Origin of the sequence: Luteimonas sp. BLCC-B24 (assembly GCF_028550595.1) — a bacterium.
Classification (GTDB): Bacteria; Pseudomonadota; Gammaproteobacteria; order Xanthomonadales; family Xanthomonadaceae; genus Luteimonas.
This window is the reverse complement of the sequence record NZ_JAQQGN010000002.1, coordinates 257,299-272,405: the sequence shown is the minus strand read 5'-3', so window position 1 is coordinate 272,405 and position 15,107 is coordinate 257,299. Positions and strand designations below refer to the sequence as shown.

General features: G+C 72.1%; 11 protein-coding genes. 4 read left to right on the top strand and 7 right to left on the bottom strand.

The annotated features are described in order from the left end of the window. Nucleotides 1-133: 133 nt before the first annotated feature. Nucleotides 134-586 carry a hypothetical protein gene (locus tag PQS31_RS05510; protein ID WP_272761664.1) on the bottom strand — a complete coding sequence of 151 codons (453 nt, stop codon included), beginning with the start codon at nucleotides 584-586 and terminating at the stop codon, nucleotides 134-136. Nucleotides 587-695: 109 nt separating this feature from the next. On the opposite strand from PQS31_RS05510, the gene PQS31_RS05505 reads away from it, so the two are divergent. Both PQS31_RS05505 and aroB read left to right on the top strand, forming a co-directional pair. After that, entirely contained in the window at nucleotides 696-1,256 is a 561-nt protein-coding gene (locus tag PQS31_RS05505) for a shikimate kinase (RefSeq protein WP_272761663.1), read from the top strand. A gap of 73 nt (nucleotides 1,257-1,329) precedes the next feature. Next, nucleotides 1,330-2,418, top strand: coding sequence for a 3-dehydroquinate synthase (aroB, locus tag PQS31_RS05500; RefSeq protein ID WP_272761662.1), 1,089 nt, complete (start codon nucleotides 1,330-1,332; stop codon nucleotides 2,416-2,418). A gap of 3 nt (nucleotides 2,419-2,421) precedes the next feature. Here the strand turns inward: aroB and PQS31_RS05495 are convergent, their stop codons facing one another. Next, complete coding sequence (locus PQS31_RS05495) at nucleotides 2,422-3,105, bottom strand: hypothetical protein (protein ID WP_272761661.1); 684 nt, start codon at nucleotides 3,103-3,105, stop codon at nucleotides 2,422-2,424. 77 nt (nucleotides 3,106-3,182) lie between these two features. Between PQS31_RS05495 and PQS31_RS05490 the strand changes: the two genes are divergently transcribed. Further along, on the top strand, nucleotides 3,183-3,437 hold the full coding sequence (locus PQS31_RS05490) for a WGR domain-containing protein (protein WP_272761660.1): 255 nt from the start codon (nucleotides 3,183-3,185) through the stop codon (nucleotides 3,435-3,437). A gap of 33 nt (nucleotides 3,438-3,470) precedes the next feature. Next, the gene (gene hemE / locus PQS31_RS05485) at nucleotides 3,471-4,544 is read left to right on the top strand and encodes a uroporphyrinogen decarboxylase (protein ID WP_272761659.1); all 1,074 of its coding nucleotides are present in this window, start codon (nucleotides 3,471-3,473) and stop codon (nucleotides 4,542-4,544) included. Nucleotides 4,545-4,683: 139 nt separating this feature from the next. On the opposite strand, the gene pdeM is transcribed toward hemE, so the two are convergent. The 5 genes from pdeM to PQS31_RS05460 form a co-directional block, all read right to left on the bottom strand. Continuing rightward, nucleotides 4,684-5,358: a ligase-associated DNA damage response endonuclease PdeM gene (gene pdeM / locus PQS31_RS05480; protein ID WP_272761658.1), complete on the bottom strand. Its 675-nt coding sequence runs from the start codon at nucleotides 5,356-5,358 to the stop codon at nucleotides 4,684-4,686. Then, complete coding sequence (locus tag PQS31_RS05475) at nucleotides 5,351-7,996, bottom strand: ligase-associated DNA damage response DEXH box helicase (protein WP_272761657.1); 2,646 nt, start codon at nucleotides 7,994-7,996, stop codon at nucleotides 5,351-5,353. The genes pdeM and PQS31_RS05475 overlap by 8 nt, the downstream gene beginning before the upstream one ends. Before the next feature lie 82 nt (nucleotides 7,997-8,078). Further along, nucleotides 8,079-9,785: a cisplatin damage response ATP-dependent DNA ligase gene (locus PQS31_RS05470; protein ID WP_272761656.1), complete on the bottom strand. Its 1,707-nt coding sequence runs from the start codon at nucleotides 9,783-9,785 to the stop codon at nucleotides 8,079-8,081. Nucleotides 9,786-10,350: 565 nt separating this feature from the next. After that, a complete protein-coding gene (locus PQS31_RS05465; RefSeq protein WP_272761655.1) occupies nucleotides 10,351-11,373 on the bottom strand; it encodes a ligase-associated DNA damage response exonuclease in 1,023 nt (340 codons plus the stop codon). A gap of 107 nt (nucleotides 11,374-11,480) precedes the next feature. Next, the gene (locus PQS31_RS05460) at nucleotides 11,481-15,035 is read right to left on the bottom strand and encodes an ATP-binding protein (protein ID WP_336314327.1); all 3,555 of its coding nucleotides are present in this window, start codon (nucleotides 15,033-15,035) and stop codon (nucleotides 11,481-11,483) included. Between the last annotated feature and the right edge of the window lie 72 nt (nucleotides 15,036-15,107).

Here is a 15,107-nt window from a genome sequence, read left to right as displayed (position 1 = left end):
CGGCCCTGCAGTCATCCCGCCCGCCGTTCCTTCATCGGCGAACGCGGCGCGCGCAGCCGTCGGACCTTCACCCTCTGCAGGCCGGACACGGCATCGCTCGCCATCCGCGCCCACCTTCGGGCAAGCGGGCGGCTCACCCGCATTTCGCGTAGGGCGATGCCGCGATCCACGGCCGATACCGTGCGGGCAAGGCCGGCCCTCCCGGGTAGTCGAAGTCCTCGCTCTGCACGGTGAGCCGGCCCGGCGTTTCGTCGGCGTTGAAGGTCAGCAGGAAAGGCCGGGGTTCCTCCGCATACGGAAAGAACGCCAGGGCGATGCCGGTGTAGGCCGGGCCCATGAACGCGGCGGCGTGGTCGGGGCGGTCGGCCCTGGGCAGGGGCGGTCCACCGGTGAAGGCGATGCCCGCGGCGTCGACCACCACCTGCGGCTGCCGGTTGCAGTCGCCGCGCGGCGCATAGCGCCCATGCAGGGCCGGAAAATCGCCCATGTGCATCAGCGGTAACGCGGCGGCATGCGGCGCGCCCAGCCACAGCGCCATCGACAGGCCCGCGCCGAGCACGCGGATGAAAGCAGGACGGGTCGTCATCGGCAATGGCTCCGGGGCGTGTCACGGGGACCACGCGGATCGCAGGTCGAGGCGGCCAGCGGGCACTCCGCGATCCGGCGCGCGCGGCGCCGCTGCTAGGATTCGTTCCATGCAATCCGCCCCCAACCTCGTGCTCGTCGGTCCGATGGGCGCCGGCAAATCCTCGATCGGCCGCCGTGTCGCCCGACGCTTCGGGCTGGTGTTCGTGGACGTGGATCACGAGATCGAAGTGCGCACCGGCGCGACGGTCGCGACCATCTTCGAGTGCGAGGGCGAACCGGGCTTCCGCGCGCGCGAACGCGCGACGCTGATGGACATCCTCGCGGGCGAGCGGCAGCTCGTGGCCACCGGCGGCGGCGCCGTGCTCGATGCCGACAACCGCGCGCGGATGCGAACGCGCGGTTTCGTGGTGCACATGCACGCCGGCGTCGAGACCCAGCTGGCGCGGCTTGCCCGCGATCGCACACGGCCGCTGCTGGCCCGCGGCGATCGCCGTGCGGTGCTCGAACAGCTCGCGATCGAACGCGCGCCGCTCTACGAGGCGGCCGCGCATCTGCGCTTCGACACCGGCCTGCACACCTGCGCGGATGCCGCGGTACAGCTCGGCCGGTTGATCCAGCGGCACTGGCGACCGCCTCCGGCGGCCACGCCCGACGCCGCGGTCGGATGACCGCACCTCGCAACCCGTCCAGCGCCTCGCCGGTTCCGGCACGCGCCCGCCCCACCGCTTCCGGATTCCCCTGATGCCCCGCTCCCACGAGGTCGCCGTCGCCGGCGACGCGCCCTACACCATCCACATCGGTCCCGGCCTGCTCGACGACGGCGCGCTGCTGGCGCGCCGCGTCCGCGGCGGCGACGCCATGCTGGTCAGCGACGCCCACGTCGCGCCCTTGTACGCCGATCGCGTGGCGACCGCGCTCCGCGCCGCGCGGCCCGAGCTGCGACTCCACCGGCACGTGCTGCCGCCGGGCGAAGCGGCAAAGACGCTCGCCCACTTCACCGACGTCACCACCGCACTCGCCGATGCACGCATGCGCCGGGACGCGACGCTGTTCGCGCTCGGTGGCGGCGTGATCGGCGATCTCGCCGGCTTCGCCGCGGCCTGCTGGATGCGCGGCATCGACTGCGTGCAGCTGCCGACCACGCTGCTGGCGATGGTGGATTCCTCCGTCGGCGGCAAGACCGCCGTCGATCTTCCGCAGGGCAAGAATCTGGTGGGCGCCTTCCACCCGCCGCGTGCGGTGATCGCCGATACCGCGGCGCTGCGCACGCTGCCGGCGCGCGAGTTGCGCGCGGGCCTGGCCGAGGTGGTGAAGTACGGTGCGCTGGGCGATGCGGGCTTCATCGACTGGCTCGACGCCAACGCCGCCGCCCTGCTGGCGATGGACGACGCGGCCCTGGCCGAAGCCATCGCACGCAGCTGCGCACACAAGGCCGCGATCGTCGCGCGCGACCCCTTCGAGCACGGCGAGCGCGCCCTGCTCAACTTCGGCCACACCTTCGGCCACGCGATCGAGACCGAGCAGGGCTACGGCGGCCTCAACCACGGCGAAGCGGTCGCGGTGGGGATGGTGCTCGCGGCCCAGCTCTCCGAAGTGCTGGGGCTGGCGCCGGCCGCCGACACCGCGCGGCTTCGCGCCCTGCTGCAACGCCTGGAGCTGCCGGTCGCGCTGCCGCCGGGTCTCGATCCGGACCGTCTGCTGGCGCACATGCGCCTGGACAAGAAGGCCCAGGCCGACGGCCTGCGCTTCATCGTCTGGGACGGCATCGGCCGCGCGCGGGTGCTGGCGGGCGTGTCCGAAACCGCCGTGCTGGACGTACTGCGCCGCTGATGCTCAGGGGGCCTCGGCGGCATCGCGGCGGCCGGTGTCCAGGCCCGCCCCGCCGGCTCCCGTTCCACCGCCCGGGCCACCACCACCCCCGCCGCCACGCCCGCCCCGGGCGCCGGTCTTCCTGGCGCCGCCTTCCCCGCGCACCGGCCCCTGATCGGGCACCACCAGATCGGCCGGCACCGGCTCGAGATCCAGCGCCTGGCGGATGAAGCCGCGCAGCGACACCACCAGCGCCGACACCCGCACCGGCCGCCGCGCGACCATGTCGCCGGCGGCCTGCGCCGCGAGCCGCACCTGGTCTTCGGTGCCGAGCAGGATCACGTCCGACAACGCCGCCTCGACCGCATCGCGTATCCGGCGCCGACGCACGGCGGCATCCGAGTCGAAATCGATGTCGGGCGCGGCCGCCTCGTCCGCCGCGGGATCCGCCGTGCGCGCCGCCTGGCGAAGCTCGCGCAGATGCCGCGGATCGACATCGAGTTCGCCGGTGAACGCGCCGCCGAGCGTCTTGTAGGCGGCGATTAGGGTCTTTAGCCGCTCGTTGATCTGCCGGTTCTCGCGCTCACGCCGGCGTTGCATCCGCTGCATGAACACCAGGCGGATGCCGACCGCGATCAGGGTGACCAGCACCAGCCCGAGCAGCGTCGAGGCGCTGGCGCCGAGTGAACTGAAATCGAGCATGCGCATCGTCGAACCCGTGACCGGACGCCGAGCGCCATGGTACGTGCGGCGTCGTGACCGGGCCGGCCGTACAATCGACCGCCATGCGCCTGTTCCTGCAGCAACGTCCCGACGGCCACGAATCCCCGCGCTTCGTGCAACTGACCCTGCAGCCCGATCTGCTGGGCGGCTGGACGCTGCTGCGCGAAACCGGCCAGGTCGGCGGCCGCAGCACGCTGCGGCGCGACCAGTTCCTCGACCAGCCCAGCGCACTCAAGGCGCTCGAAGCCGCACGCGACGCGCAGCTCAAGCGCGGCTTCCAGCTGATGTTCGCCCGCGGCAGCGACGCGCCCGCCTGAGCGCACGCCCCTTCACCAGGAATTCCAGCCCCGATGTCCGCCGCCCTCAAGAACGACCGCTTTCTCCGCGCCCTCCGCCGCGAACCCGTCGACCGCACGCCCGTCTGGCTGATGCGCCAAGCCGGCCGCTATCTGCCGGAGTACCGCGCCACGCGCAAGCAGGCGGGCAGTTTCCTGGCGATGGCGAAGAATCCCGATCTCGCCTGCGAGGTCACGCTGCAGCCGCTGGCGCGCTTCGACCTCGATGCGGCCATCCTGTTCTCCGACATCCTCACCATTCCCGACGCGATGGGCCTGGAGCTGTATTTCGTCGAGGGCGAAGGCCCGAAGTTCCGCCACCCGGTCCGTGATGCCGCGAGTATCGCGAAGCTCGGCGTGCCGGACATGGAAGGCGCGCTGCGCTACGTCATGGATGCGGTGCGGGTGATCCGGCGCGAGCTTGACGGCAGGGTGCCGCTGATCGGCTTCTCCGGCAGCCCGTGGACGCTGGCCTGCTACATGGTCGAGGGCGGCGGCAGCAAGGACTTCGCCCGCATCAAGTCAATGGCGCTCAACGACCCGAAGGCGCTGCACGCGCTGCTGTCGGTCAACACCGATGCGGTGATCGCGTATCTGGCCGCGCAACGCGCGGCCGGTGCCCAGGCGCTGCAGGTGTTCGACACCTGGGGCGGCGTGTTGAGCCCGGCGATGTACCGTGAATTCTCGCTGCCGTACCTGACCCGCATCGCCCGGGAACTGCAACGCGGCGACGGTGCCGAGCGCACGCCGCTGATCCTGTTCGGCAAGGGCAATGCCGCGTATCTCGACGAGTTGTCGCGCTCGGGCGCGGAGGGTGTCGGCGTCGACTGGCTGATCGAACTCGGCGACGCCGCACGTCGCACCGAGGGCCGCGTCGCCCTGCAGGGCAATCTCGATCCGGCGACGCTCTACGGCGCACCCGACGCGATCCGCGCCCAGGTCCGCCATGCGCTCGACAGCTATCGCGACGGCAACGGCGGCTCGCGCGACGGCCACGTCTTCAACCTCGGCCATGGCATGTCGCCGGACATGGATCCCGAGCACGTCGGCGTGCTGGTCGACGAGGTGCACGCCTACAGCGCGCGCTGACTGCAGCTCCTCCGTAGGAGCGCGCTCCTACAGCAGCAAGGCATCGCGACTCGGTGTCATCCGGCGCCCTCCCATGGCGACGTCGACATCGTGCCCGCAGCGCGAACGACGTCGCGGCAACAGGCCCGCGTCCTCCCGTTCACCTCGACACGTCCACCACCACATCCGGCGCACAGGCGAACAGGCGCGTGCCGGGTTCGCGGTCCACGCGCCAGCCGCCGGCGAAGGCAGTGAAGGCCGGCAGCACTCCCGCGCGCGCGTCGAAGCGGAACGCGGGCAGTCTCGGCACACCCGGGAGGCGCACGACGGGGTGCAGATGACCGCCGAGCCGGTAGCCGGCGGCATCGGCGGCATCGGCCGGGTCGTGGACGAACACGAACGGCGCGAATGCCAGCCGCGTGCCATGGACATGCAGGCCCAGTGCATCGGCGAGACCCGGCCGCGTGCGCAGGGCGCGGTCGTGGTTGCCGCTGACGAGTTCGACCGACAGCGCCGTGCGTCCGGCCCGCCAGCGCGACCAGGCCTCGCGCCAGGGCGCATCGTTGACCGCCGCGTGCAGCAGGTCACCGAGCACCAGCAGACGCGTCGCGCGCGTGGCCTCGAGCAGCGCGTCGAGCCGCTGCAGATCGAGCGCGGTGCCACCACGTGGCAGCGCGATGCCGGCGCGGCGGAAATGATCGCCCTTGCCCAGATGCAGATCGGCGATCGCCAGCAGCGACATCCGCGGCCACCACAGCGCGCGCTCCGGCAGCAGCGCGACGGCTTCCCCGGCCAGCGCGATCTCCAGCGCGCCCGGCATCGCCGGCTCAACCACGGTTGCGTTTCTCCAGCTGCGCTGCGGCGCGCTGCACCCGCGTGCGCCAGTCCTCGGTACTGAGCTGGCCGCGCAGCGATTCGGCCCACAACGGAAACGACATCGGGGTAAAGGTCTTCATCGGATGCAGGTCCAGTGTGCGCCGGCTGCAGTCCTCCAGCGTTTCGCGCAGGCGCACCACTTCGAGCTGGGCGGCGAAGACCTCGCGCTCGGCGAGCGCCAGCAGCATGTGCTCCGGATCGTGCTGGCGCAGCACGTCGAACAACAGGCCGCTCGATGCCTGCAGCTGGCGCATCGAGCGCGGCGCCCGGCCCGGCAGCGACGGCGGCAGCAGGCCGGCGACACGGGCGATGTCGCGGAACTGGCGCCGGGCGAGTTCGGCGAGATTGAGGCTCTCGCGCAGGTCCTCCAGCAGCCGCTCGGGCGTCAGCAGCGCGGCCACGTCGGCCGTCTCGATCTCGACCGCCTGCGCCGGTGACAGCACCAGGCCGTAGTCGTTCACCGCGAACGTGAAGCTGTTGCGCACGCGCCGCCCCCAGCGCAGCGCGAGCAGCGCCGCCAGGCCTTCGTGCACGTGACGGCCGGCGAACGGAAACACGAACAGGTGCCGCCCGCCGCGCGCCTGCACCCATTCGACCAGCAGGCGGTCGGGCGCCGGCAGCGCGGAGAGGTGGTCCTGGAGGTCGAGCAGACGTGCGATCGCCCGCATCTCGGGTGCGCGCCTCGGCCCGTCGAACACGCGCTCGACCTCGTGCGCGAGCGCGCTCGACAAGGGCATGCGCCCGCCGTTCCATTTCGGCACCGTGCCGGTGCCGGCCTTGGCCACGCGGACATAGGCGGTCATGTCTTCCAGGCGCACCAGTTCCAGCGTGCGGCCGGCGAACTGGAACCTGTCGCCGGGACGCATGCGGCCGACGAAGCTCTCCTCCACGGCACCGAGGCCGCCGCCGCGCATCAGCTTCACGCGTACCGCGCCGTCGCTGGTGATGGTGCCGATCGACAGCCGATGACGCAGTGCGACCCGCCGGTCGGTCACCCGGTAGAGATCACCGTCGCGCTCGACCCGGCGGAAATCCGGGTAATGCGCGAGCGCCTGGCCGCCCTGCACGATGAAGTCGAGCACGGCGCGCCAGCTGGTGTCGTCCAGCGCGCGGAAGGCCTGGGTGCCGCGCACTTCGGCCAGCAGGGCGTCGCCCGTGAAGCCGCCGCCGAGCGCCAGCGTCACGCAGTGCTGGGCCAGCACGTCGAGACTGAGCCGCGGCGCGGGGCGGGATTCGATCGTGCCTTGGGCCACGGCCTCGCGCGCGGCGGCGTACTCCACCAGCTCCAGCGCATGGGTGGGCACGCAGACCACGTGGCCCGCCTCGCCCGGACGATGCTTGGCGCGCCCGGCGCGTTGCAGCAGGCGCGCGACCCCCTTCGGACTGCCGATCTGCAGCACCTGGTCCACCGCGGGAAAATCGACGCCGAGATCCAGACTGGACGTGGCCACCACGCAGCGCACGCTGCCCTCGCGAAGGCCGTTCTCGGCGTCGCCGCGCAGTTTCGGATCCAGCGAACCGTGATGCAGCGCGAGCGTCTCCGGCGCCTCGGGCCACACCGCCGACAGTGCGCGGTGCCAGAGTTCGGCCTGCGATCGGGTGTTGCAGAACAGCAGGCTGGTGCGCTCGGCCATCAGCCGTTCGAGCACGCGTGGCAACTGGGCGAGACCGAGATGACCGCCCCACGGGAAACGCTCGTCCTCGTCCGGCAACAACGTATCGATGGTCATGACCTTGGGCGCGACGCCGGCCACCGTCGGTGCCTCGGGCAGGTGCGGCAGCAGCGCATCGCGCGCCTCGTCGAGGTTGCCCAGCGTCGCCGAGACGCCCCAGATCCGGAGCGCGGGATTCAGCGCGCGCAGCCGCGCCAGCGCGAGTTGCAGCAGCACGCCGCGCTTGTTGCCGAGCAATTCGTGCCACTCGTCGACGATCACGCAGCGCAGCGTCGCTAGCTGCGGGGCGGTATCGGGATAGGACAGCAGCAACGACAGCGACTCGGGCGTGGTGATCAGCGCATCGAGCTTGCCCTCGCGCGCCAGACGCTTGTCGCGGGCGCTGGCATCACCGGTGCGCAGGCCGACCTGCCAGTCGAGGCCCAGCGCCTCGATCGGCGTGCGCATCGCGCGCAAGGTATCGGCCGCGAGCGCGCGCAGCGGCGTGATCCACAGCAGCGACAGGTCCCGCGGCACGTGGCGGATGCGAGGCGCGCGCGCGCGGGCCGTCGTCGCGTCCGGTTCCTGCGTCCGCCCGCGCGTGCCGGTCGTCGACACCGATGCCGTGGTGGACGACAGACGTCCGGTGCCGCGGCGCGGGTCCGCGCGGCGCGTCGCGGTGTCGATGACCCGGCCGGTCGCTCCTGTCGCTGTCGACGCCACCTGCGCCGTGCGCTTCGTCGCGTCCGCCGCCAGCGCCAGGGCTTCGAGCAGGGGCCCACCGAGCGCCGCGAGGGTCTTGCCGCTGCCGGTGGGTGTCTGCAACAGGCCGGATTCGCCGGCCAGATACCGGCGCCAGACCTCGCGCTGGAACGGCGCGGGCGTCCAGCCCTGGGCGTCGAACCATGCGCGCAGGGGCGCATCCGGACCGCGCAGGCGCTTCAACGGAGTGCTCCGCAGGCGCCCGCGCCGCACCGCCGGCCTCGCGGCATGAGAACGCGTGCATGCGCGCGCCCACGTCCCCCCTTCACCGGGCCAGCGCCTTCAGCGTCTCGAGCCGGTCGGCCTCGGCCATGGGCTTGTCGCGTCGCCAGCGCAGGATGCGGGGGAACCGCACCGCAATGCCCGACTTGTGCCGCTTGGAGACATTGACCGCCTCGAAGCCGAGCTCGAACACGTGGTGCGCCCGGACCGAACGCACCGGCCCGAACCGCTCCAGCGTGTGCGCGCGGATCCAGCCGTCGAGCGCGAGGATCTCGCTGTCGTCGAGGCCCGAATACGCCTTGGCCACGGGCACCAGCGTGTCGCCGTCCCACAGGCCGAAGGTGTAGTCGGTGTAGAGCGTGCTGCGTCGGCCGTGACCGGCCTGCGCGTAGAGCAGCACCGCGTCGATGGTCAGCGGATCGATCTTCCATTTCCACCAGTCGCCGCGCCGGCGGCCGGTCCGGTACGGCGCACCGGCGCGTTTGAGCATCAGCCCTTCGACGCCGCGCTCGCGCGCCTGCGCGCGCAGGTCGGCGGCGGCCGCCCAGTCCGCCACCTCGATGCGCGGCGAGACCACGATGCGCGGATCGCCATGCGCGTCGACCAGGGCCTCCAGTGCGGCCCGGCGCTCGGACTGCGGTCGCGCGCGCCAGTCGTCGCCGTCGCGTTCGAGCAGATCGTAGACCTGCAGCCGCACCGGGGTGTCGGCCAGCGTCTTCGGGCCCGGCTTGAGGCGCTGGATGCGCGTCTGCAGCGCCGTGAACGGCAGCGGTGCATCGTCTTCCGCGCGCCACGCGAGCAGCTCGCCGTCGAGCACCGTGCCGTCGGGCAATGCCATCGCGGCTGCCTCGATCTCGGGAAAACGGCCGTCGAGGCGCTCCTCGCCACGTGACCACAGCGCCACCTCGCCGTCGCGGCGCAGCAGTTGCAGGCGGATGCCGTCCCACTTCCATTCCAGCAGCCAGTCCTCGATCGGGCCGAGGGCACGGGCCACGGCCTCGGGATCGTTGGCCAGCGCGACGATGTCCGGCGTCGGCGCGGGCGCACCGTCATCCGCGCCCCCGGTGTCCGGCAGGGCCGCTTCCGCACGCAGCGCCGATTCCAGCGGCGAGGCCAGGAAGAACGGATACGGCTGCTGGCGATCGCCGGGCAGTTCCTCGACGCTGAGCAGATCGCGCAGGAACCCGGGCGTCGGCGCCCAGCTGCCGAGCATGCGCTGCGCGAGCCGCGCGATGTCGATACCGGTGAGCTCGGCCAGCGCCTGCTGCACCAGCCGCTGCGACACACCCACACGCAGCGCACCGGTCAGCAGCTTGTTGAACAGCAGTCGCTCGTCGAAGCGCAGCGTACGCCAGGCCTCGACGATGACCGAACGGCGCAGCTCGATGTCCTTGTTGGCCACCGGCAGCAGACGGACCTCGATCCAGTCGGCCAGCGCGATGTCCGCCGCCGTCTCGGCCGGGTCGTCGAGCAGCAGCGCCAACGTCTCGGCGAGATCACCGACCTGGTCATAGCTGTCGTCCACCAGCCAGTCGGGCGTGCCCGACTCGATCGCGATCCACTCACGCAGCTCGCGCGTCGTGGCGATCTTCTTGCGCGCGCCGGCCACCTTGCCCCCCGACAGCAGATACAGCGCCCACGCCGCGTCGCGTGGCGGCGCCTCGCGGAAATAGCGGATCAGCGCGGCGCGCTTGTCGAGCGTGGCGGTGCTCTGGTCGAGCTCGCGGTAGAGCTGGGCGAAACGTTTCATCCGAAGGCCTGTGTTGTCGGGCGGCCCGGGGCGATCGGAGCGCCAGGTCCCCCCGGCTTGCCGAGCCCGGTCGAGGGGCCAAGCCCGGCGCGGCCGCCGAGTCGGGTCCGACCGCGACGAAGTGCCCGTGAGCCGTCACTCCCGCGACGGCGGAATACCAGTGACGCCACGCCGTCCAGCGCCAGTCCGCACAGACTCCCGCCTTCGCGGCCATGACGGCGCCCGGGTATCGCGGTCACGGCGACGGCTGCGGTCGCGGTTGCGACTGCGGTCGCTCCTGTGTCGGCTGCGGCTTTTGCCCGTGTTTGCGCGGTCGCGCGCGACGTGTGGCGCCGGGCATCGCAAGGGCGCGAGGCCGGCGCGGCGCCCATGCCCGGGCGCCGCGCGTCCGGACGGCGTACGGCGTGGACCGGGACGCACAGGGGACGGGCCGGGCGCCACCGGGCCGGATCGCCCTCCGGTACCGGGCGCGCGCGGCGCCGCACGGCCGGCCCCGGAAACACGTGCGAAGCGAACGCCGACGCCAGCGCAGGAAGAAACACCGCCTGAGTCGAGCGCCCGGCGCTCACTCCTCGCCCCCGAAATCCGTCCGGAACGCCTCGGCCGCGATGCCGTCCTCGTTGAGCGCGCGGATGATCGCGTCGGTATTGCCGTGCGTGGCGATCACGCGCGAGGCGCCGGTCTCGCGCACGGTGCGCATCAGGTCCGGCCAGTCGGCGTGATCGGACACCACGAAGCCGCGATCGTAGTTGCGCCGGCGCCGGTTGCCGCGCAGGCGCATCCAGCCCGATGCGAACCCCTGCTGCGCGCGGCGGAAGCGCCGGATCCACGCACTGCCGGCCGCCGACGGCGGCGCGAGCACCAGCTTGCCGGCGAACTCCGCGGCCTTGTCGGTGTCGGCCACCGGCACGGTCTCGATCATCGGCACGCCGGCGCGGCGGTAGACATCGACGCCGTTGGCGACCGCGCCGTGCAGCAGCACGGGCGCATCCGTGTGGGCGGCGAGTTCGGCCAGCACGCGCTGGGCCTTGCCGAGCGCGTAGCAGTACAGGATCGCCGCTTCGCCCCGTTCGGCGCAGTGGTCGCGCCAGGCCACGATCTCGCGCGCGACCTCGGACGTCTCCGGCCAGCGATAGACCGGCAGGCCGAACGTCGCCTCGGTGATGAAGGTGTCGCAGCGCACGACCTCGAACGGCGCGCAGGTCGGGTCGTGCTGGCGTTTGTAGTCGCCCGACGCCACCCACACCTCGCCGTCCACTTCCACCCGGACCTGCGCCGATCCCAGCACGTGTCCGGCCGGGTGCAGCGATACGGTCGCATCGCCCATCCGGAACGGCACGCCGTACTCGTGCGCCATGTAGATCTGTTCGCCGAGGCGCCACTCGAGAATCGGCAGGCCGATCCGGGTGGTGTGATAGGCGCCCATGCCGATGCGCGCGTGGTCGCCGTGGCCATGCGTGATCACGGCGCGCGGCACCGGCCGCCAGGGGTCGATGTGGAAATCGCCCGCAGGACAGTACAGGCCTTCCGGACGCAACTGGATCAGGTCGCCCGCGGCACGGGCGCGCGGATTCGGAGAGGAAGCCATCGGCGGAGTCTGGGCAGGGACGCGTGCAGGACGCGGCAAGCCTGGCGCCGGCGCGTCTCAGCCGGTGCGAACGGTCGCGGCTTCGCGCCGCGCGGCGCGCCTCCGGTTCAGGAGGCGGTGTCGATACCGTCGTCGGACCGGGCGGGGCGCCAGGTCTGGGCGATGACGTCGGCCAGCATCTCACCGGTCAGCGGCTTGCGCAGAAACCCCTCGAACCCGGCGGCGCGGGCGGCGGGCTCGGCATCGGCGTCGGCGCGCGCGGTCACCGCGACGAGCGGGCGATAGAAGCCCAGCGCGCGCAGCATGCCCGCAAGCGCCAGGCCGTCGACGCCCGGGAGATCGAGATCCAGCAGCGCGATGTCGAAACTGCGCGCCGAGACCTCGGTCAGGGCGGCGAGTCCGTGCATCGCGTGCACCACGGTGTGGCCCTGGGCCTGAAGCAGGCCCGAGATCACATCGGCCACGGTCTGGTCGTCCTCGACCAGCAGGATGTCCAGGCCGACGGCAGCGGTGATGCGCGCGTCGCTGGCCTGCTCGGTGGAGACCGGCGGCGCGTCGACCGCGGCCAGCGGCAGGCGCACGTCGAACCGGGTGCCCTGACCCAGCGTGCTGGCGACATCGATCCGCCCCCCCATCGCGGCCGACAGTTCCTGGCTGATCGCCAGTCCCAGACCGCTGCCGCCGTAGCGCGCGCTGGTGCGGGCGCCGTCGGCCTGTTCGAACCGCCGGAACAGGCGGCCCACCTGCTCGGCGCTCAGGCCGGGGCCGGTGTCGGTGACGGTGAACACCACGTCCGCGCCGTCGCGTTCGACATGCAGGCCGACGCGACCCGATTCGGTGAACTTGAGCGCGTTGCCGATCAGGTTCAGCAGGATCTGACGCACCCGGGTCGGGTCGCCCAGCGCCCACGGCGACGTTTCCGGGGCGAGCGTGACGTCGAAGTCCAGTGCTTTCTGACGCGCCATCGGCGCGCACAACGAGACGATGTCCTGCACCATCGCGTGCAGATCGAAAGCCTGCGGATCGAGCTGCAATCGGCCTGCCTCGATCCGCGCCAGATCCAGTGCATCGTTCACCAGGCGCATCAGGTGATCGCCCGCGCGGCGGATCGCGAGGGTGTAGTCGCGCTGCCGTGGATCGAGTTCGGTATCGAGCAACAGCTCGCTCATGCCCAGCACGCCGGTCATCGGCGTGCGCACCTCGTGTCCCAGCGTGGCGAGAAAGCGGGTCTTGGCTTGGGAGGCATGTTCGGCCAGCTCGCGCTTCTCCTCGGCCAGCTGCCAGGCATGGCGTCGACGCAGGCGCTCCCGGTATACATGCGCGGCACGCCACAAACCGAGCGCCACCAGCACCAGTGCCGCGATCCACGCCCACAGCGTCCGCCACCACGGCGGGGCCTGCTGGATCGCCAGCGGGGTCAACGCGATCCAGTCGCCACCTTCCGTGCGCGCCTCCACCTCGAGCGTGTAGTGTCCGGGCTCGAGCCGCGGAAACCGGCGCACCGCCCCGGCATTCACATGCACCCAGTCGGTCTCGTAGCCGTCGAGCCGGAGGCGGTACCGGTGCGCATGCGCGTCGGTGAACGACAGCAGGCGCGCGACCACGCGCAGATCGCGATCCCCGTGCTGCAGCCGGACCGGCCCCTGAGGCGGCAGTTGGATGACGTCGTCGCCGCGGCGCACCTCCAGCGTGCCGATCAGCAGGGGCGGCGTCGTGTCGTGCTGCTGCACCTGCAGCGGATGGAACAGCAGCAGACCGTCGCCGGTGCCGGCGGCGAAATGGCCGTCGCGCGAAACGCCTATCGGCCGCTCGTTGAACTCCTGGCTCAGCAGACCATCGCGCACCCCGTAGACGCGGATGCGCGAGGTCGTGGGGTCAAGCCGCAGCAGGCCGCGCACCGTGGTCATCCAGACGGCGCCGTGCGCGTCGATGCGCACATCGCCCGGAAACACCTCCGGGAGCCCATCCGCGACGCCGAAGCGGCGGCCCGGCACGAGCGCGGCACCATCCCAGCGGTACTCGTCGAGCCGGCCCAGGCCGGTCAGCCAGATCGTGTCCGCGCCCTGCTGCCCGATCGCGCTGACATGTGTCTGCGGACCGCCGGCGACCGGCTGGAAACGCGCCCGGGCCGAATTCCACTGGAAGAGGCCACCCGTGGTGGCCAGCCACAGCCCCCCGTCGGGGCCACGGGCCAGTCGCGTGGGACGGACCGATGCGGGCAGACCATGACCGGCGCCGGGTCGGATCGAGACGACCACATCGCCATCCGCGGCACGCGCCTGGAGCCCGCCCGGGTCGGCGATCCAGAGCAGCCCGTCGTCGGCCTCGACCAGCCCGGCGAATCCGTTGCCGGGCGCCGCCTGGACGCCGTCGCTCTCGTCCCAGGCGCGGCGTTCGCCGGTGCCCGGGTCGTAGCGGACGAGGCGCCCCATGCACACGACCCAGATGATGCCGGTCGTCATCTCGATCACACCGGTACTCACCCGGGTGCCGCAGACCTGCGTGAGGCGGTGGTCGATCCTGCCGGTCCTGGGGTCGAGGTGATCCAGCGCGCCGCCGCTGCCGACGAGCCACAAGCCGCCGTCCGCGGCCGGCGCGATGCCATTGACGACCGCGTTGCCCAGCGTCGCCGGATCGGACATGCGCCGCTGCAGCACGGTGAAATTGCGCCAGTTCGCGGGCAGATACCACAGCCCGGTGTCGTTGCTGGCGAACCACAGGCCGCCCTCACGGTCCTCGAACGCCGATGCCCAGGCCGGCCGCACGGCGCCGCGGCTGGCCACGCTGTACAGCGGAACGTCCTCGAGCCGACCGTCGATCTCGCGCGCGAGACCACTGCGCGTGTCGTACCAGCGGGCGCCCTGCCGGTCCTCGACCAGCATGTGCAGCACCGGCTTGTCCAGCACGGGGTCGGACAGCGGAATGAGTTCGGTGCGCCCATCCGGGCGGCGGACGGCGCCGGCCCCGTGCACACCGATCCAGAGCTCGCCGGCGTCACCCGCGGTCAGGCCTTCGACGACGGCGCCGGGTGGCGTCGGCAATGGCACCGGGGCGAAATCCTCGCCGGTCCAGGCCGCGACGCCGGCCTTGCAGCCCACCCACAGCGTGCCATCCTCCTGGACCACCAGATAGGCCACGGCATCGCCCGGCAGGCTGCGCGGATCCGCCGGATCGGCACGGAAACGCTGCATGCGCCCATCGTCGTCGATGCGGTACAGCCCCGACTCCGCAGTGCCGAACCAGATCGCGCCATCGGGCGTCGAGGTCACTGCCCACACGTCGTCGGTGCCCATCTCGGGGTGACTCGACTGCGTGTAGTGGGTGAACCGCGTGCGGTCGACATCGAGCATCGAGAGGCCGCCGCGGCTGGTGCCGATCCAGATCCGGTCGCGCGCGTCGACGTGCACGCTCCACACGCTGTTGTCGCGCAGGCCGTCCTCGGTGCGCCACACCCGGAAGCCGACACCGTCGTAGCGCGCCAGGCCGTCGCGCGTCGCGATCCACAGAAACCCCTGCCGGTCCTCGGCGATCGCGTTCACGCGACTCGACGGCAGGCCGTCGAGCACGCCGATCTGGCGTGGCTGCGGATTGCCGGCAGTGGCCACCGGCACATGGTTGCTCGCCGCCGACGCGCAGGCGATCAGACTCAACCACAGCCCCAACAAGGCGATCCCTGCGCAACGCATCCCCGGTTCCCCGATTGAACGCCGCGTACTGGCCGCGACTCCCTGCCC

Coding starts and splice junctions, on each gene's coding strand:
- PQS31_RS05510 (WP_272761664.1), bottom strand. CDS start 586: ATGACGACCCGTCCTGCTTTCATCCGCGTGCTCGGCGCGGGCCTGTCG.
- PQS31_RS05505 (WP_272761663.1), top strand. CDS start 696: ATGCAATCCGCCCCCAACCTCGTGCTCGTCGGTCCGATGGGCGCCGGC.
- aroB (WP_272761662.1), top strand. CDS start 1,330: ATGCCCCGCTCCCACGAGGTCGCCGTCGCCGGCGACGCGCCCTACACC.
- PQS31_RS05495 (WP_272761661.1), bottom strand. CDS start 3,105: ATGCGCATGCTCGATTTCAGTTCACTCGGCGCCAGCGCCTCGACGCTG.
- PQS31_RS05490 (WP_272761660.1), top strand. CDS start 3,183: ATGCGCCTGTTCCTGCAGCAACGTCCCGACGGCCACGAATCCCCGCGC.
- hemE (WP_272761659.1), top strand. CDS start 3,471: ATGTCCGCCGCCCTCAAGAACGACCGCTTTCTCCGCGCCCTCCGCCGC.
- PQS31_RS05470 (WP_272761656.1), bottom strand. CDS start 9,785: ATGAAACGTTTCGCCCAGCTCTACCGCGAGCTCGACCAGAGCACCGCC.
- PQS31_RS05465 (WP_272761655.1), bottom strand. CDS start 11,373: ATGGCTTCCTCTCCGAATCCGCGCGCCCGTGCCGCGGGCGACCTGATC.